The following is an 18,921-nucleotide window of genomic DNA, read 5'->3' on the forward strand; positions in this document are numbered from 1 at the left end:
AAAGAAGCCACCTCGAGCGCAGTCGAGAGGTCTTTTTTATTTAGAACATTATAAACAAAAGGTCTGAGCTGCGCTTGATTAGATACATAATTTGGAAACATCTACCATATTACTTCTTATACTTTCTCTTGCTGTAAGTCTTGCTATTGGATATTTCCAATATTATTTTAGAACAAAAAACATTGGAAAGATTACACCTCTCTTATTCCTTTTGAGAAGTCTAAGCTTATTTTTATTGCTGTTATTATTCATTAACCCAACAATAGAAAGAACGAGTTTTAAAAATGAGAAACCTGCATTATCAATATTAATTGATAATTCTGAGTCTACTAGTTTTTTTCAACAAGATTCACTTGTAAATAGCATCTTAACAGATGTTAAAAAAAGTGATTTACTCAATAACAAGTTTGATATCAACTATTATTCATTTGGAGAAGAAGTGCAATTAAACGATAGTCTTACTTTCGAAGAAAGTCAAACCAATATATACAATGCACTTTCAACGCTACAAGGTCTCAACAAAGGAAAAGAAAACCCAATTATACTCATATCAGACGGAAATCAAACTTTAGGAAATGATTATGAATACATCAATAGCAAAAAGCCCATTTACCCTGTTGTTATTGGTGATACAACCAAATATGAAGATCTCGCTATTGATCAATTAAATGCAAATAGATTTAGTTTTCTCAACAATCAATTTCCAATTGAAGCTATTGTTCTTTATGAAGGGAATGAGAATATAAAGGCAGGGTTTACAATAGAGCATAAAGGGAAAATTGTATATCGCAAAACCTTAAATTTTTCTTCAAATAAAAGTACCCAAACAGTACGAACAAACTTGAAATCTGACAAAGAAGGAATTAACTTTTACCGTGCAAAAATTGAATATTTAAACGAAGAAAAAAACAAGAGTAATAACATTAAGAATTTTTCTATTGAAGTAATAGACAAACAAAGCCAAATATTGATCTTAAGTTCATTGTATCATCCAGATTTAGGAAGCCTTAAGAAATCGATAGAAAAAGATCAACAAAGAAAAGTTTCCATAAAATTGATAGGGGACAATTATAAATTAAAAGACTATCAATTGGTTGTTTTGTATCAACCAAATTCACAATTTAAAGGAGTTATTGATGAAATTAAAAAAGAAAAAATCAATTATTTTTTAATTACGGGTTCTAAAACAAATTGGAATTTTATCAATACTCAAGAATTAGGACTAAGAAAAAATAGTATCAATCAATCTGAAAATTATTCAGCCAATTACAACGCAGGGTATTTAATTTTTTCTCAAAAGGACATAGGTTTTAATGATTTTCCACCTTTGATAGATAAATTCGGGCAAACTACTATAAGTATTCCTTATCAAACCCTATTATACCAAAGCATTAATGGATTTTCTTCTAAAGAACCTTTACTGTTTACTGCAGATGAAAGCAATCATAAAAAAGTATTTCTCTTAGGAGAAGGAATTTGGAAATGGAGATCTACGAGTTTTTTAAAAGGGAATACATTTGAAAATTTTGATGAATTTATAGGAAATATTATTCAATATGCTTCATCAAAAAAAATACGGAAACGTTTAGATTTAGATATTAATAGTATTTACAATGCAAACTCTACAATTAGAGTAGGAGCTTTTTATGTTGATAACAATTTTGAGTTTGATAATAGAGCTACATTGCTATTGACTGTTGCGAACAAAAATACTAACGAAGTAAAATCTATTCCTTTTTCCTTAGAAGTAAACTCTTATCAAGCAGAATTAGAAGCTTTAGAATCGGGAGAATATGAATACACAGTTACTGTAGAAGGACAAAATATAACTCAAAAAGGTTCTTTTAGAGTAAGTGAATATAGCGTAGAAGAACAATTTACAAATGCCAATAAAGACAAACTACAAAGATTGGCGAATAGAACCAATGGTAAATTATACAACAAAGACCAAACTCAATTACTTTTTGATGATTTATTGAACAATGCTAAATATGCAACTGTTCAAAAATCAATTCAAAAGAAAGAAAACTTAGTTGATTGGCTATGGGTATTACTTCTAATTGTTGGATTGCTTACAATTGAATGGTTTACAAGAAAGTACCACGGAAAAATTTAGTGATTTCTCATAGTATTCTAATGAGAGAGAATACGTTTTAAGGTGAATCAAAAAGCAAAAGAATAATAAGAATTATTTTCATTTAGAGCACATAACTTTAGAATTAGAACTATCTACAGAAGATTGTGCATATAAAGAATGCGATTAAAGAACTTTTAATTGTAAATTTGTTTCAAATCAAAAAAATTTAAAAATGGCAAACAATCAAGTGGAGTTTAAGTTTCCTAAAGGAGGAGCTTTTACAATAGTTATCGTAGTATTACTAATTATCTTCATAGCCAAGTCTGCAGTTACTATAGGTCCTGGTGAGGGAGGTGTGGTTTTTGAGCGTTTTGGAGGTGGTATTAATGTAGAAAAAACATATGGAGAAGGATTTCATATCGTAGCTCCTTGGAATAAGATGATCGTTAGAAAAGTTCGTCAACAATCTGTTTCTGATGAAATGAATGTACTTTCTGTTAATGGATTAGAAGTTAAAGTAAGTGGTACAGTATGGTATGAACCAGAATTTCAAAACTTAGGGAAATTAATTAAAACAAAAGGAGAAGATTACGAGAGAGAACTTTTAGATCCAGCAATTAATGCAGCAGCAAGAAGTGTTGTAGGAAGATATACACCAGAGCAGTTATATTCTAGTAAGAGAGATGTAATTGAACAAGAAATTTTAGACGAAGTAGCAACGGTATTAAAAGATCAGTTCTTAGTAGTTAAAAGAGTCTTAGTAGAGGATGTGAAATTACCTCCAACAATTAGAACAGCAATTGAAACAAAGTTAAAGCAAGAGCAAGAATCTTTAGAGTACGAGTTTAGATTGGCAAAAGCTAAAAAAGAAGCTGAACGTCAAAAAATTGATGCTGAAGGTAAAGCGACTGCAAATAGAATTTTAAGTGCTTCATTAACAGACAAAATCTTACAAGAAAAAGGAATTGAGGCTACGTTAAAGTTATCTGAATCTACAAACAGTAAAGTAATTGTTATTGGTTCTGGAAAGAACGGAATGCCTATTATTTTAGGAAACCAATAAATCTTAATTTTATATAAAAAGAAATCCAGCCAATCGGCTGGATTTTTTATTTTCTTAAAGATGTGTTAAACTAAAAATACTGTGTAACTAATTGTAAAGATAGACGTCTCATGTATATACTCTAAAGAAAAGAACTTTAGTTAGTAATTAGTTAGTTTTTAATAGTTGTGAAAAGCCAGGACTTCAATCCTGGCTTTTTTAGTTATTCTTTTTTTCTGGTAACCTGCTACGTTCTATTTTTCCTTTTTTAAGAGCTTTATAGTTCTCATAGCAGTCTAAGACAGCTTCTATCATTTGTAAATCACTCGCTTTCTTTACAAAGTATTCAGAATAATTACAATCTGAGATTAACTTCATTAAATCATTTCTATCCATTTCTAGATATTCCATCATAACTTCACGGTCAAACTTGCCTGCCATGATTTTTCGCAGATTATCTTCTTTTTTAATCTTTTGTAACTTTTTTAACTGTTTGGGTTTTTTACCAAAGAGTTTATACAAAAAATCTACGGGTTGAAATAAAGCAGCTACCGGTGAAGAGAAATCGCTAGTTTTCGGTCTTGCAATTTCATAGGTTTGCCTGATTCCATTAATTTTTATTCTTGTATACCTGTCTTTAGGAACTTGTTTTACATCTACTTCTAAAACACCAATCAGTTTTGAAGATCGAATAATAATTTCTTTTACTTCTTCAGATTTTTCATACAAAGCAATCAACAACTCATTTCCTTTTAATAAGTCATTTGTTACCTTAATCTTTATAGAAGAATACCCAAGATAAGAAACCATTACTGTATCGTTAGCTTGAGCCGTTAATTCAAAGAAACCTTTATCATCAGTAATTGTACCCACAACAGAATTCAAATTCAATATATGAGAAGCACTTAGAGGCTTTTTAGTTTCAGAATCAATTACTTGCCCTTTAAGAGAAGTAACTTTTAAGCTGTCAGTTTTTTCTTGCGAATACAATGAAAAAGACAGTGCAAAAAATAATAATAGGAGTAATCTGTGTTTATGCATACAACAAAAGTAAGCATTAAATTAGAGATGCAAGGGTTAATTTTATGTGAAAAGAGAGGATGTAGTGCGTGTAACTGGAGTCGAACCAGCACGTCCATAGTGGACACAAGGCCCTCAACCTTGCGCGTCTACCAATTCCGCCATACACGCATTAAAAGAGGATTTCAAAAAAAAGTGACCGGGCTGGGGCTCGAACCCAGGACCCTCTCCTTAAAAGGGAGATGCTCTACCAACTGAGCTACCCGGTCTTAATTTTGAGACAGCAAATATAGTTTCATTCAACAAGAAAAACACGTTTTTCCCTTATTTTTTATCGATATTTGCTTTCAAATTTTATTCAGATGAAAATTATCCTATTAGGATATATGGGTAGCGGAAAAACAACAATTGGTAAACAATTGTCTAAGAAGCTGTTCGTGCCTTTTTTTGATTTAGACCACTATATAGAAAGTAGAGAAGGAGCAAGTATTTCTGATATATTTAAAGAAAAAGGAGAAATCTATTTTAGAAAAATTGAACACCTTTATTTAAAAGAGTTTTTGTCTGAAAAAGATTCATACGTACTTTCTTTAGGTGGTGGTACCCCTTGCTATGCTGGAAATATGGATGTGATACTCAGTAATACAAATGTTACTTCGTGTTACCTACAAGCTTCAATTCCAACTCTCAAAGAAAGAATATCAAAAAACAAAACCAAGCGTCCTTTGGTAGCTTCTTTATCAGAAGAAAAATTAACAGAATTTATCGCAAAGCATCTATTTGAACGAAGATCTTACTATGAGCAAGCTCAACATTCAGTTATTGTTGATAAAAAAGACATTGATACTGTGGTAGCAGAAATTAGAATTCTACTACATTAAAGTTGCATAAGAGCTCTTTTTGTCAAAAACTACTTCTATGTGTTCTTTGATTGAGGTAGATAAGGAAATTCCTTTAAAATCAGCCTTCACAGGGTACTTTTTATGATTTCTATTCACTAAAACGGCTGTTTTAAACCGTTTCAAAGGAACGTCTAAAAAGTGCTTAATACCATAAATTAAAGTAGATCCAGAGTTTAAAACATCATCAACAAGAACTAAGGATTTGTTTTTGTAATCATCTGAAGTTAATGAAGTACTTACAGAGTTTAAAGGTTTCTTTTTATTGATATAGACCTCGCATAGAATTACATTGATAGGAGAAATCTCACTAAGAACAGCTGCAATTTTTTTCGCAAAATACATTCCGTTTCCTTGAATGCCAGCCAATACAATCTCTTTCTCATTACTGTTGCTTTCATAAATTTGATATGCAATTCTTTTCGTCTTTTGATTAATTTGATTGTTATCTAAAATAATATTGTTCGTTGTTGTCATGTAGTTTCGTTAAATTCTGATGAATCGTAATACTCATCAATATCTCTTCTATCTTTTTTTGTGGGTCTTCCAGTTCCTTTTTTTCTATAATAATCTTTAGAATACTTTAATAAATCTAGTTTTTCAAACTCTTCTTTAGGTGTTTTATCCTTTCTATATAGGTCTACAAGTTTTGCTCCAACTCGGCTCTGAGGAATATCTAAAACTTCAAATTCGTAATTAAGTTGGTTCTTTCTTACTATAATGAGTTCGTTGCCAAAAACCTCCTTTGAAGGTTTTACATTCTTTCCATCAATTTTTACATGGCCTTTTTTACAAGCTTCTGTAGCAATATTTCTGGTTTTAAAAATTCGAATACACCAAAGGTATTTATCAATTCTCATAAAAAAGTTAAAAATGATAGATTCATTTTATACAAAGGTATAAAAATGGTAAATTGCGCCACAAAATATTTTTTGATGAATAAAAGATTGATTTTTCTATTTGGATTGGCATTTGCTTTAATCTATGCCTGTGGCGATAATAACGGTGGTACAACTGTTGATGACTTTGATCATGCTGCACAAGCTTTAAAAGACAATGATTCACTGTTGGTGTATCTACAAAACAATTATTATGATGATACTATAGATTCAATCAAACCGTTGATTGCTGGACAAACTGCTTTGATTAACGACTCAAGACTAATGCAGAAGCAGGTTACTGAAGAAGAAGTAGATTATACATTGTACTACCTTGTTAATAGAGTAGGAACTCCAGATCCTGTAAAAGGATTCCCTACTGAAGCAGATTCTGTTTTAACTAGATATGAAGGTAGTTTTATGGTAAGAACTGATAGTTTGGTGCTTTTTGAAAGAGTTATTAGCCCACGCTGGTTTACTTTAACAACTGTAATTAGAGGTTGGACACATGGTTTGGTTCATTTTAAGGGAGGAAGAAATGTTACTACAAATGGACCTATTACTTATGAAGATGGCGGAAAAGGAGTTCTTTTTATCCCTTCTGGTCTTGCCTATAGAAACTTAGGAAACACTTTAGTTCCTGGGAGTTCTCCTTTGATTTTTTATGTTGATTTATTCGATATTATCGAAAATACAGATCATGACAGCGATGGTGTTCCTTCAATTAATGAAGACCCTGATGGTGATGGTGACCCAAGAAATGATGATACAGACAGTGATAGCATACCTAATTTTATAGATACAGATGATGATGGAGATGGAGTATTAACAAGGAATGAAGATGCTAATGGAGATGGTGATCCTACCAACGATTTTAGTGATCCTAACAATCCTACATTACCAGATTATCTAAATCCAAACATCACAGAAAACCACGATACTTAATAGATAATAAATACAAAATAAAAAAGCTCTTGTGAAAACAAGAGCTTTTTTTTATAAACTAATAATTTTTCTTTTATAATCGGTAAGAGAGACCAAAGATGATTTGATTCACCCTTGTATCGAAATTTACATTACTGCTAATGTTATTGTCAACAAACTTAGCTTCAGCTTTGCTTAAGCTTCTTTCCCAACGCACATCAATACCTAAACGTCCAAACTCTATTCCTGCTCCTAATTGAATTCCTAATGAAAATTCATCAGTAGAAACTTCAGAAAGATCATTCAAACCAAAATCAGAAGAGAGAATGTATTGAAAAGAAGGTCCCGCAAAAACATTTCCAATTCCGAAAATCTTTTTTCCTAACAATACAGGAATATCAATTTTTCTCAATTTAAAATCTGTTGTTCTCAATAGTGTACTATTATCATAAACAACATCGTTAGCTAATTCAGTATATACAATCTCAGGACGTATATATAAACCAACTACAGGAAGTTTGGCTCTAAACCATAATCCTGCATGATAACCTGTTCTACTTTCGGCTCCATTCAATACATCATTAGACACATTACTAAAAGAATCCGAATTGTAATTCACCCCAGCTTTTAAACCCACTTGAAGTTGAGCTTGAGAATAATGACTAATACCCACCATCAAAAGACAGGCTAATAAGACTTTTTTCATAATTTTTGTTTTTCGTTATATAAATCCTGAAATTATTTCAGGATATAAGTAAGACGCTTTAAAAAGGAAAAAGGTTATTTTCTTTTTAAAACTTTCTTTACTGCATTAACGACTGCTTCGTCGTTAATATTATATTTTTCCATTAATTGAGCTGGAGTTGCTGATTCTCCAAAAGTATCGTTAACAGCCACAAACTCTTGTGGAGTAGGGTTGTTCTGAGCTAAACATCTAGCAACACTTTCTCCTAAACCACCATATTTGTTATGCTCTTCAGCAGTTACAACACATCCAGTCTTAGCTACAGATTTTAGAATAGCCTCTTCATCCAATGGTTTGATAGTATGAATATTAATTACTTCAGCGCTAATTCCTTCTGCTTCTAACTTTTCAGCAGCTTGTAAAGATTCCCACACCAAATGCCCAGTAGCAATAATTGTTACGTCTGTTCCTTCTGTTAAGTTAATAGCCTTACCAATCTCAAATTTTTGATCTGTAGGCATAAACACAGGTACTTTTGGTCTTCCAAAACGTAAATATACAGGACCTTCATGTTCTGCGATTGCTATAGTAGCAGCTTTGGTTTGATTGTAATCACAAGTATTAATAACAGTCATTCCTGGTAACATTTTCATCAGTCCGATGTCTTCTAAAATTTGATGAGTGGCACCGTCTTCTCCTAATGTTAATCCGGCATGAGAAGCACAAATTTTCACATTCTTATCAGAGTAAGCAATAGACTGTCTTATTTGATCATAAACACGCCCAGTTGAGAAGTTTGCAAAAGTTCCAGTAAACGGAATTTTACCTCCAATGGTTAATCCAGCTGCAATTCCCATCATATTTGCTTCAGCGATTCCTACTTGAATAAAACGTTCTGGATGATTCTTTTCAAACTCATTCATTTTTAAAGAACCTGTTAAGTCTGCACAAAGAGCTACAACATTAGGATTTGTCTTTCCTAATTCTGTTAACCCATCACCAAAACCAGAACGGGTATCTTTCATTTCTGTGTACGTGTATTTTTTCATTTTTAATTGTGTTGTTAAATATGTGCGTAAAAATAAGTTTTTAATTGTGTGCTATGTAGCAATTTTTATCAATTCTTTATACAATTTATGAACAGGTAACCCCATCACATTAAAGTAGCTTCCTTGTAGCTTATTTACTCCAATTAAACCAATCCAATCTTGTATTCCGTAGCTTCCAGCTTTGTCATATGGTTGATGCTTTTCCAAGTAATAATTGATCTCTTCAGTGGTAAGTGTAGAAAACTCAACCATGGTTTCATCGTGAAAGACGGTTTGAAAATTCTTACTCTTAATACTCACAGAAGTATATACATAGTGCTTTTTTCCTGACATAGAGGTTAACATTTGAAAAGCATCTTCTTTATCTTTTGGTTTACCGATGGCTTTACCCTCAAACCAAACAATGGTATCAGAGGTAATTAAAAGATCATTTTCAGAAAGTTCTGTAAAGGCTTTCGATTTTAAGTCTGCCAAGTAATCTGTAATCTCAGCAGCTTTCAAATGATCTGGATAGATTTCTTCAACTTCTTTCAGTTGAATGGTAAACGGAACATCTAATTGTTTGAAAAAGTTTTGCCTTCTGGGAGATCCAGAAGCAAGTATGATGTTATAGTTGGCTAGTTTTTCTCGTAACATTAGATAAATTTAAAAAGTCCCATTGATAAAATTCCTGCTAACATAATAAGTTTTATGAGGTTACTCAGTTCATGGAATTGCTTTTTAGTTATTGAGTTCCATAGTTTATAGATAAAATACAGGAAAGCAATCTGGATAATAATTGTTGCAATAGTTAGAGGATATAATCCAAAAGCTTCATAAAAGATATAAACAAATAAAGATAAGTACAGAAAGGCAATGATACTTAATATTATAATACTATTTCTTGTTCTTATTTTACCAAATACAATGGGTAGTGTTTTGTAGTTTTTATTATAATCTCCATCAATATCTTCAATGTCTTTTATGATTTCTCTTAAAAAGGTCATAATAAAACTAAATTGAATAAAGAATCTAATAGAAATCTTACTGAAAGCAAAGAACTCTTCAATACTTAGGTCGGTATAATTATACTGATTCAAAAAATTGTCTGAATTAACTCTAAAATCAAAACTATAAGTTAAATAAATGACTAAGGAACATAAAAAAGCGATTAATAAGTTTCCAATCAGAGCAATCTTCTTTAAAAACTTTGAATATAAAAACAGTGCTAATGTTACTCCAATAAAAAAGAAGGAATGGTCAAATACGTATTTTTGAAATGACAGGAAAATACCAATACTTAATCCTATAACAGTACTAAACACATAAGATAACCACGCTTTCCTTTTAGAGATTGTTCTTCCTATAAAAACTTTTGAGGGTTTATTTATTTCATCTGCTTCTATATCAAAAATATCATTAATAATATATCCGCCAGCTGTAATTAGTAAAACGCTTAAAGATAGAAGTGAGAACTCTAAATTTGATAAGTAAGATTCAGGTAAGAAATAATCTATCAAAGCATACTTCGTTAAAATCATGGATAACAAAACCATTAACAAATTCTTATAACGAATAAGCTTTAAAAAAGAAATCATGAATTGAAATTCTTTTTTATTCTAGCCAAATCACGTTTATTATCGCGATCTTTCATGGTTTCTCTCTTGTCGTGTATCTTTTTACCTTTAGCAAGGGCGATCTCCAATTTAGCCCAACCATTGTCATTGATAAACAAACGAAGCGGAACAATAGTATTTCCTTTTTGATCTACATCTTTCTTTAAACTTTTCAGTTCTTTCTTATTCAAGAGTAATCTTCGTTCGCTCTTAGGCTTGTGGTTGTAGTGATTTCCATACATATATTCTTCGATATACATATTCACAACAAACAATTCACCTCGCTCGTTAAATTCACAAAAGCTCTCTGTAATTCTTGCTTTACTTTGACGAATAGACTTAATTTCTGTACCTGTCAACTGAATTCCAGCTACATATTTGTCGAGAATTTCAAACTCAAATCGAGCTTTTTTGTTTTGTATGTTTATTGTTTTTTGCACTTTTATGAAAATCTTCACAAAGATACATTTTTAGAAATGTTAGAAACTGTAATTTTGAAGAATAAACAACGACTGAAAAAGTCAAATCCAATTTAATGAAAACAAGAATACTCATAGCTCTATTTTCTTTGGTCTTAATTTCTTGTAAAACAGAAGAAAAACAACTTACTGCACAAGAGATTATTGATAAATCAATACAAAATGCAAATATTGATAAAGTATCCAATGCAACACTTTCATTTGATTTTAGAGAGAGAACCTATATTGCTGATAGAAATTCTGGTGTTTTCACCCTGAAAAGAATCACAAAAAAAGGAACCGAAACCATCACAGATATTCTTTCGAATGATGGATTTCAAAGGCTTTTAAATGGAGAAAAAATTCATGTAGCAGATTCTATGGCTTTTAGATATAGCGAATCTATCAATTCGGTACATTATTTTTCTGTACTTCCGTACGGTTTAAATGATGCAGCTGTGAATAAAAAGTTGTTAGAAGATACTACTGTTAAAGGAAAGGAGTATTATAAAGTACAAGTAACTTTTGATCAAAATGGAGGTGGAGTTGATTTTGAAGATGTCTTTGTATATTGGATTGATAAAGAGAGATTTACAATAGACTACTTAGCGTATTTATTTCACGTAAATGGAGGAGGGAAACGATTTAGAGAAGTGAGTAAAGAGCATATAGTTGAAGGAGTAAGATTTGTTAATTATAACAACTACAAACCCAACAATTCGAATATTGAATTATCTTCTATAGACAAAGCTTTTGAAAGTAATGATCTAACCAAAGTTTCTGAGGTAAATTTAGAGAACATTCAGTTGGTAGAAAACGAGTGTAATTCTTGTTAAATGAATTGTAGGGTATTGTAAAAATTACTACTATTGAAATCTCTTAGCAACCCTATATGACTAAAAAACTACTTTTCATCTTCTTATTTGCTTGTTTTTCAGCGTTTTCACAGAACACTGTAGGTACAATTTCTGTAACTAATGACGCCTATGATGGACTTACTTTGTTTTCATCAAATACCAAGACATTTTTAATCAATAATTGTGGACAGATTGTAAATGAATGGACTAGTACTTATTTACCTGGTCATTCGGTATACATTTTACCCAATGGGAACTTAATTAGAGCTGGGAGAAAAAATACGAGCACTATAAACTTTGGTGGTGTAGGAGGAATTGTAGAAATGTTTGATTGGGATGGAAACCTCATTTGGGAATTTGATTACAGTACTGATCAACATAGATTACATCATGATATTTATCCAATGCCTAATGGAAATATCTTGGTATTGGCAGCCACTAGAATGACCAATGCTGAAGCGATTCAAGCGGGAAGAGATTCAAATTTTTTAGTGGACGGAGATTTATATAATGAAAGAATCTTAGAAATTGAACCGGTTGGATCCAATGGGTTTAATATTGTTTGGGAATGGAACATCAACGATCATTTAATTCAAGATTTAGACAATACTAAAGATAATTTTGGGGTAGTAGCTGATCATCCTGAAAAACTAGACATCAACTTTTTAAATGGATTGAACGGAGGTGCTAACTGGCTGCATATCAACTCTATTCAATACAATGAAGATTTAGATCAAATTGTTTTGAGTTCTAGAAACTTAAGCGAATTGTGGATTATAGATCATTCTACCACAACAGCACAGGCAGCAACAGGATTAGGAGGTACTTATGGCAAAGGAGGTGATTTATTGTATAGATGGGGAAATCCTCAATCTTATGATCACGGAACCGAAACCGATCGAAAGTTATACGGGCAACATTTCCCACATTTCATTCCTTCTGGTTTGCAAGATGCTGGGAAAATCATTCTATTCAATAATGGAAATGGAAGAACGCCTAATTTTTCTGAGGTAATGATTATTGATCCACCAATGACAAGTCCGGGTGTATACCCATATACTTCCAATGTTGCTTACGGACCAGCAAATACAGATTTCACTTATTCAGATTCTCCAGATTTCTTCTCATCAATTTTAAGTAGTGCAGTTAGACTTCCTAATGGAAACATCTTGGTGTGTGAAGGAGCTTCTGGTCATTTCTTTGAATTGGATGCTATGAACAACATCGTGTGGGATTATATTTTACCCATGAACAATACTACTGGAGCAATTACTGCACAAGGTGATCCAACACCTACAAGCGGAAATAGCACATTTAGAGCTATTAAATACGCAATGAACTATGTTGGGTTTACGGGAAGAGATTTAACTCCTGGTAACCCCATTGAAACCAACTTTAATTTAGATCCTTGTAATACGCTTTCTAACGACGAAGCAAGTTTCTCTGCTGTAAGAGTTTATCCAAACCCTGTTGAAGGAAGTATTCACATTCAATCTACTTTAGAGATTGATCGAATAGAGGTATACAATGTCTTAGGGAAGAAAGTAGGAGTGAAGTATCAAACAACATCATTTGATATGTCTTCATTCAATCAAGGAATTTATATTCTTAAAATGTACTCTGGAGAGAAGATAGAAACAAGAAAGATCATCAAAAAGTAATTCTTCTTGATGACCTTTTATTTATAGATTTCGATTCTATTTAATTGATTTTCAAAACAGTATCTGATACTTTTCCATCAATAACAGTGACAATGTATAAGTTAGAATTGTTAGAATCGTCAATTTGTTTGTATTTATTTTTTCCTAAGATTTTATTAACAAAAGCAGGTGTCGTATTGCTATGACCAACCACTAAAACTCGTTTTCCCTTGGTATTATTTTGAAAACCTTCAGAATACATATTTCTAGGGTTGTATACTAGAATAGGCAATTTCTTACTATCAGCTGTAGGTTTAGCAGTGAGTTTTGTTCTGTTGTAATCTGTAGAATACACTGCATCTAAAGGGATGTATTTAAAAACTTCTTTCCAATTATCTGCTCTTTTATAACCGTCAAAGGTTAAACTAGGATTTCTATCTTTCGGATTTGTTCGCTGCTTTTCTGCATGACGAATAAAATAATATGTGGTAACTTCTTGTGCATACGAAGCCAATGAAAATAAGGCAAAGGCTAAAATAAAGAGTACTTTTTTCATGTTTGTAAATTTTAATAGGACTAAGATACATAAAATGACAAAAGAGAAAAGTATTGAAAAGTTAAAGAAGAAATAAAAAAGCGATGGCCATGACCATCGCTTAAAAAGAATAAAATGTAGTTAACAAATTTACACAGAATGATACATCTTAGACTTTATGCTATGTACACGTTCTTCAAATAAAGTTTCTTCTTTTGGGAGGAGGATATTGCTAAATAGCTCCATAAATTCTTGACTATGAATGTGTTTTTTCTGAGTTAACAAATCAAAATGTACAAACCCTACCCAAAATATGGCTTTCAATTGAGTTTTATCTTTGGTGTACATTCTCATTTCTGCGAGTAAACTAGAGGCATCGTATTTTATTAACTCTGATTGTATTACTACTTCTTCCATCAAAAAGGCGGGTCTTAGATAAGCAATTTGATTACTTCCAACTACCCAGCTCTTACCACTTATTTTCGCCATTTTATAGATATCAATATCATAATGCTTTAGCAGCATGTCTTCACGATGATTCATAAAATAATTGATATAGCTTGCATTATTTAAATGATTAAATGGGTCACAATCTTGAAAACGAATTGTTGCGCTGCTTTCTACTGTTTTTGGGTATTTCATGTTTTGTATTTTATTATACCAATCGGTATATTTTTGATTAAAAAATTTTATATTTTGATTTGTTTCATAACAATCTCGTGTAATTGATTACTCATCTCATGCAAATAACGAGCATCATTCATGGTGCCAGCCATAAAGGTAGCTCCTTGTATCATACTATCGATACGAATGGCCCAATCGGTAGAGGAGATGTTGGATTGAATTTCTCCTTTTTGTTTACCTAGCTCAATAATATCTCGGATGTATACATGAATCTTCTGAATGATATTTCGTACATGCTGTAACAACTTTGTATTCTGATTGTTGGCATCTACACCCACATTGATAATGGGGCAACCTCCATGCTTTTTGGAATATTCTAGGTAATCTTTGTAAAAATCTACAATGGCCAATAATTTATCTACGCTGTTCTCTTTAAGATCTACTTGATGTCTAATAGCCCTAAAAACACCACCAATATTGTAATTAAAAGCTTGAATGGCTAAGTCTTCTTTGTTTTCAAAGTTTCCATAGATGGCACCTTTGGTGAGACCCGTAACTTTGGTTAAAGTACTCAAACTTGTTGCTGCATAACCATGCTTGTTAAAAATAGGAGCAGAAGTCTCTATAATAAACTGTTTGGTAATGGCAGCTTTTGTTGTCATGCTGCTAAGATAGTAAAAATATACCGATTGGTATAAAAATATTTTTAAATGCGGAAATCTGCAGTTTAAAATGCGGTTTTACGTAAATATTAAATCTATTTATTAATTACTTTTTAGCATAAATACTTAATCAATGTATATAGAAACACTTAGCATCAAAAACTTCAGGGGAATCAAAGAGTTAAAACTTAATTTCAATGATAATGTAAATATTATAATAGGAGAAAATAATGCAGGAAAATCAACAATTATAGACGCTCTTCGTATTTGTTTAAGTATTGGAAAGCAATGGAAAGATGTTGGCATTAAGAATGACGAAGATTTTCATATTAATGTTTACGAGTTAAACTCTCCTCTAGAACCCATAGAATTTGGTTTAGTATTTAAAATAGAAGCTCCTCAAGACAGAGAATACTTTCAAAGTTTACTTTGGCAAAACCCAGATGATCCAGATGATATTAACTTACAAATTCAAGCAAGATATTCATTAGAAACCAACCCTAAAGGTAATCAAGTATTAAGATGGGATATTTGGGGAGGACAAAATCCAGGTCAAAGAATAAAGCCAGAAGAAGCCCAGCTATTATTTTATTCTTACCTAGAGCCATTAAGAAACGCTGAATTAGAGTTAAAGCCTTATTCAAAAGGTAATAAAGTCACTTCTTTATTTAAAGAAATGACTAAATACAATAAAAGAAATGAACAAGGAGAAGATGAAGAAGTTGAGCTAAATATTGATAAAAAAAATCAGCTAGCAAGTACTCTCCAAAGTGTAATTCAAGATAGAGATTGGACAGGACTAGTAAAGACAGGTGAAAGTTTTGTAAACGAACATTTAGAGAAAGCAGATATAAGAAAAAAGGAATCTAGAATACATTTAAAATTATTGGAATATAAATATAACAATATAGTCAAAGGAGTTTTAACTCGGAAACCTGTATATCAGGAGGAGTTATTAGGTGAAGATTTTACCCAACAAAAATATTTCGACATCAGTCAAAATGGTTTGGGAGAAAACAATCTGATTTTAGCATCATCAGTTCTTGGGGATTTAAAAAACAGAAGATTAGAACAAATAGAGCATTATTATGCTCTTTTAATTGAAGAGCCAGAAGCTCATTTGCATCCTCAAAGGCAGAATTCATTTTTTAATTATTTAAGTAGCTTGAAAGATTTAGGAGTACAGATATTTATTACTTCTCATTCTCCTACTATAACAGCAAAATCTGACTTAGATAATTTATTAGTGTTACAAAGTCAAGATAGTTTAATTAGTGGTTTTACAATTAAAAATTCGGAGTTAGATATCAATAATAAAAGTTATTTAAGAAAATTTTTAGATGTTACTAAATCTCAACTCTTTTTCTCGAATGGAACAATTCTAGTTGAAGGAATATCCGAAGCTTTATTGCTTCCTGTATTTGCTGAAATAATGGGAGAAGAATTTAATCTAGATAAAAATGGAATTGAATTAATTAATATTAATGGAGTTGCTTTTGAACCGTTTGCAAAACTTTATAACTCTAAAGATTTTAATAAACGTCTATCTGCCTTTTGTTCAATCATAACTGATAATGATAAAGGATTAATTGCTCCAAAACATTTTCTTAGTGAAGAACTAAACATAGATTCTGTTAATGCTAAACTTATTTTTAATAAGCTAAAAGAAATAGGAATCGTAGATGCTAATAATAGAATAATAAACTTTGATAATAATTTAGATTTAATAATTGAAAGTTATGAAGACAAATCTGTATTTATTAAAGGAGTTTTAAATGAAATGCATGATAAGATATCTGACAGGGCTTCCAAAGCAAAAAAGTTAGAAGAAGCACATTTAAAGGTTGTTTTAGCAGAAAACACCTTTGAATATGAATTAATGGTTTCAAACACTGCTAATGCTAAGATTATGTTGGATGTTTATAAACGTATGCACCCACGAACAATCTTCGTAGCTGATGATGAATCATTAGAAAATAAAGCATTAGATTTATTAGAAAAATTAAAATCAAATAAAGATAAATCTGAATTCGCACAACAGCTCGCAGTTGAATTAGAAAAAACAATTGTTTTGAGAAAGATTTTTGTAGTTCCAGATTATATTCAGGATTCAATTCGTTGGGTAATAAATAGAGAATAATGTACGAGCATTTATCAGATAAGCAAAAAGAAATATTAAATTATAAGCACGGAGCAGTTGTCGTAAAAGCATGCCCAGGAAGTGGTAAGACTTATTCTGTATCTGCTCGAATCTCTAAATTGTTACATGAAAATGATTTTAAGAGAAAAGGTATTGCAGCAATTTCTTTTACAAATGTTGCTTGTTCAGAAATCGAAGAGAAACTTAGAGATGATTTTGGTACATATGTTCCTCTAAAATATCCTCATTTTATAGGAACTATTGACAGTTTTATTAATACATATATATTTCTTCCATTTGGTCATTTGATTATGAAATGCTCTATTCGCCCTATACTTGTTGGCGAACCCCATTCTAATTGGTCACACAAATTATTCCCTACGGATTATAGTCAATATTTTGATAAAACAAGCTTCAACATAAATGATGAACTAATAAGGCTTGCTCCACATCAGGCATTCCATTTTATATGGAATTATTATACAAAAGCAGGTAAGCTAAATGGAAATATTCAGAATATAATTAATTCTAAATGGGATTTTTTTTCTAAAGGTTATGCAAATCAATCTGATGCTAATTATATAGCCTTAAAAATATTAGATAACTATCCCCTTATTGCAGCTAATGTAGCTAATCTTTTTGAATATTTTATAATTGATGAAGCACAAGATACTAATGAAGTTCAGATGAGAATTCTTGACATTTTAAAGAATTCAGGTGCTAATAATTTAATGTTAATTGGAGATAGAGACCAATCTATATTTGAATGGAACGACGCTAAACCAGAACTATTTGATAAAAAATTTGAAGAATGGGATAATATTCTACTTGATGAAAATCGAAGAAGTTCTCAAGCCATTTGTAACTTTACAAGTAATTTATCATCATTTGAAAAATCAGATGCTGTAAATGAAGAAGTAGCAGATTATGATTTTGTACCTCAAATAATAGGTTATAAGCTTCCAAAAAAAGCAACTAAAAAAGATCCAACAATAATAAGTCAAGAAGAAAGTAAGTCTAGTTTCGACTATATTTTATCAGAATTCTTAAAATTATGCAAAGAGAATGATATCGAAATTAACAAGGAAAATGTGGCTGTATTATACAGAGGTAAAAGCAGTTCTAAATATTTAGGATTAAATCTTGATATTTCATCTTATGAAAATATCCCGTGGATAGACAAACAATATCACGTTAGAAATATCATTTTAGGAAAGCATTTAATAGAAAATTACGATTTTTTTAAAGGATACAAACTCATAGAAAAAGGATATTTTGAGGCACTAATAAGAAAAACTAATCGTAATTTTTATTGTACAGATGATTTTATAAAGGCTCAAATTGAATTAAATGGATTTATGAAACATCGAGATACTATTTTCAGTTTCATTGGTAAGCTTTCAGAGACTAATGGAAAAACTTTTAATAAGTGGGTTGAGGAATCTAATAAGGAACTAAAAGACAGTGGAATAACATTAAATATTAATACAGAAAATGGGGATATTTTAATTGATGACTATTATGCAAGTAATTTAAATTCGAATAGTATTCACCCATTTTATTATGGCACGGTTCATTCTGTTAAGGGAAAAACTTTTGAAGCTGTTTTATTACTTCTAGGCAAAAAAGCAATAAGGAATTATGTAAATATAATAAATGTGCCAGATTTTAATGCTTTACCAGACAATTGTAAAGAAGAATTAAGAATCGTATATGTTGGTATAACTAGACCCAGAAAAGTACTAATAATGGCTGTTCCGGATTCAGATGTAGAAGTTTGGAATAATAAAATGGGCTCTAAAAGTAGTACTAATTAGTCGTCTAATTCAAAGATTA

The 18,921-nt window shown here is 31.1% G+C and carries 19 protein-coding genes and 2 tRNA genes; 8 read left to right on the top strand and 13 right to left on the bottom strand.

Features of this window, described 5'->3' with window-relative positions; all coding sequences use genetic code 11:
• Nucleotides 1-91 precede the first annotated feature (91 nt).
• Together AAON49_RS07245 and AAON49_RS07250 are read left to right on the top strand one after the other, a co-directional pair.
• A complete protein-coding gene (locus AAON49_RS07245) occupies nt 92-2,116 on the top strand; it encodes a vWA domain-containing protein (protein WP_349553752.1) in 2,025 nt (674 codons plus the stop codon).
• A 193-nt stretch (nt 2,117-2,309) separates the two neighbouring features.
• Complete coding sequence (locus AAON49_RS07250; protein WP_349553754.1) at nt 2,310-3,140, top strand: prohibitin family protein; 831 nt, start codon at nt 2,310-2,312, stop codon at nt 3,138-3,140.
• A 198-nt stretch (nt 3,141-3,338) separates the two neighbouring features.
• On the opposite strand, the gene AAON49_RS07255 is transcribed toward AAON49_RS07250, so the two are convergent.
• The 3 genes from AAON49_RS07255 to AAON49_RS07265 form a co-directional block, all read right to left on the bottom strand.
• Complete coding sequence (locus AAON49_RS07255; protein ID WP_349553756.1) at nt 3,339-4,160, bottom strand: carboxypeptidase-like regulatory domain-containing protein; 822 nt, start codon at nt 4,158-4,160, stop codon at nt 3,339-3,341.
• 65 nt (nt 4,161-4,225) lie between these two features.
• A tRNA-Leu gene (locus tag AAON49_RS07260) sits at nt 4,226-4,310 on the bottom strand.
• 25 nt (nt 4,311-4,335) lie between these two features.
• A tRNA-Lys gene (locus AAON49_RS07265) sits at nt 4,336-4,408 on the bottom strand.
• A 93-nt stretch (nt 4,409-4,501) separates the two neighbouring features.
• Here AAON49_RS07265 and AAON49_RS07270 point away from each other — a divergent pair.
• Complete coding sequence (locus AAON49_RS07270; RefSeq protein ID WP_349553758.1) at nt 4,502-5,020, top strand: shikimate kinase; 519 nt, start codon at nt 4,502-4,504, stop codon at nt 5,018-5,020.
• Here the strand turns inward: AAON49_RS07270 and AAON49_RS07275 are convergent.
• A complete protein-coding gene (locus AAON49_RS07275; RefSeq protein WP_349553760.1) occupies nt 5,012-5,515 on the bottom strand; it encodes a phosphoribosyltransferase family protein in 504 nt (167 codons plus the stop codon). The genes AAON49_RS07270 and AAON49_RS07275 overlap by 9 nt on opposite strands.
• Entirely contained in the window at nt 5,512-5,898 is a 387-nt protein-coding gene (locus AAON49_RS07280) for an RNA-binding S4 domain-containing protein (protein ID WP_349553762.1), read from the bottom strand. Before AAON49_RS07280 ends, AAON49_RS07275 begins: the two co-directional genes overlap by 4 nt.
• Nucleotides 5,899-5,973: 75 nt before the next feature.
• On the opposite strand from AAON49_RS07280, the gene AAON49_RS07285 reads away from it, so the two are divergent.
• Nucleotides 5,974-6,861: an FKBP-type peptidyl-prolyl cis-trans isomerase gene (locus AAON49_RS07285; protein ID WP_349553764.1), complete on the top strand. Its 888-nt coding sequence runs from the start codon at nt 5,974-5,976 to the stop codon at nt 6,859-6,861.
• 73 nt (nt 6,862-6,934) lie between these two features.
• Here the strand turns inward: AAON49_RS07285 and AAON49_RS07290 are convergent, their stop codons facing one another.
• From AAON49_RS07290 to smpB, 5 genes are all read right to left on the bottom strand, one after another.
• Complete coding sequence (locus AAON49_RS07290; protein WP_349553766.1) at nt 6,935-7,546, bottom strand: porin family protein; 612 nt, start codon at nt 7,544-7,546, stop codon at nt 6,935-6,937.
• Between the two features lie 74 nt (nt 7,547-7,620).
• Complete coding sequence (locus AAON49_RS07295; protein WP_349553768.1) at nt 7,621-8,574, bottom strand: transketolase family protein; 954 nt, start codon at nt 8,572-8,574, stop codon at nt 7,621-7,623.
• A gap of 51 nt (nt 8,575-8,625) precedes the next feature.
• Nucleotides 8,626-9,210, bottom strand: a complete 585-nt coding sequence (locus AAON49_RS07300) for a Maf family nucleotide pyrophosphatase (protein ID WP_349553770.1) — start codon at nt 9,208-9,210, stop codon at nt 8,626-8,628.
• Nucleotides 9,210-10,151 (bottom strand): geranylgeranylglycerol-phosphate geranylgeranyltransferase, encoded by a 942-nt coding sequence (locus AAON49_RS07305; RefSeq protein WP_349553772.1) that lies wholly within the window; start codon nt 10,149-10,151, stop codon nt 9,210-9,212. The genes AAON49_RS07300 and AAON49_RS07305 overlap by 1 nt, the downstream gene beginning before the upstream one ends.
• Nucleotides 10,148-10,609, bottom strand: a complete 462-nt coding sequence (smpB, locus tag AAON49_RS07310; protein WP_349554026.1) for an SsrA-binding protein SmpB — start codon at nt 10,607-10,609, stop codon at nt 10,148-10,150. Before smpB ends, AAON49_RS07305 begins: the two co-directional genes overlap by 4 nt.
• A gap of 95 nt (nt 10,610-10,704) precedes the next feature.
• On the opposite strand from smpB, the gene AAON49_RS07315 reads away from it, so the two are divergent.
• Nucleotides 10,705-11,463: a DUF6503 family protein gene (locus tag AAON49_RS07315; RefSeq protein WP_349553774.1), complete on the top strand. Its 759-nt coding sequence runs from the start codon at nt 10,705-10,707 to the stop codon at nt 11,461-11,463.
• Nucleotides 11,464-11,519: 56 nt separating this feature from the next.
• Nucleotides 11,520-13,145, top strand: coding sequence for an aryl-sulfate sulfotransferase (locus AAON49_RS07320; protein ID WP_349553776.1), 1,626 nt, complete (start codon nt 11,520-11,522; stop codon nt 13,143-13,145).
• A 40-nt stretch (nt 13,146-13,185) separates the two neighbouring features.
• On the opposite strand, the gene AAON49_RS07325 is transcribed toward AAON49_RS07320, so the two are convergent.
• The 3 genes from AAON49_RS07325 to AAON49_RS07335 all read right to left on the bottom strand — a co-directional run bounded on the left by AAON49_RS07325 (nt 13,186) and on the right by AAON49_RS07335 (nt 14,945).
• The gene (locus tag AAON49_RS07325; protein ID WP_349553778.1) at nt 13,186-13,680 is read right to left on the bottom strand and encodes a histidine phosphatase family protein; all 495 of its coding nucleotides are present in this window, start codon (nt 13,678-13,680) and stop codon (nt 13,186-13,188) included.
• A gap of 129 nt (nt 13,681-13,809) precedes the next feature.
• Nucleotides 13,810-14,301, bottom strand: coding sequence for an acyl-CoA thioesterase (locus AAON49_RS07330; protein ID WP_349553780.1), 492 nt, complete (start codon nt 14,299-14,301; stop codon nt 13,810-13,812).
• Nucleotides 14,302-14,348: 47 nt separating this feature from the next.
• The gene (locus tag AAON49_RS07335; RefSeq protein WP_349553782.1) at nt 14,349-14,945 is read right to left on the bottom strand and encodes a TetR/AcrR family transcriptional regulator; all 597 of its coding nucleotides are present in this window, start codon (nt 14,943-14,945) and stop codon (nt 14,349-14,351) included.
• 133 nt (nt 14,946-15,078) lie between these two features.
• Here AAON49_RS07335 and AAON49_RS07340 point away from each other — a divergent pair, with 133 nt between their 5' ends.
• Nucleotides 15,079-17,085, top strand: coding sequence for an ATP-dependent nuclease (locus AAON49_RS07340; RefSeq protein WP_349553784.1), 2,007 nt, complete (start codon nt 15,079-15,081; stop codon nt 17,083-17,085).
• On the top strand, nt 17,085-18,902 hold the full coding sequence (locus tag AAON49_RS07345) for a UvrD-helicase domain-containing protein (RefSeq protein WP_349553786.1): 1,818 nt from the start codon (nt 17,085-17,087) through the stop codon (nt 18,900-18,902). Before AAON49_RS07340 ends, AAON49_RS07345 begins: the two co-directional genes overlap by 1 nt.
• Nucleotides 18,903-18,921 lie beyond the last annotated feature (19 nt).

This window comes from Pseudotenacibaculum sp. MALMAid0570 (assembly GCF_040151415.1).
In the GTDB taxonomy this organism is placed as follows: Bacteria; Bacteroidota; Bacteroidia; order Flavobacteriales; family Flavobacteriaceae; genus Polaribacter.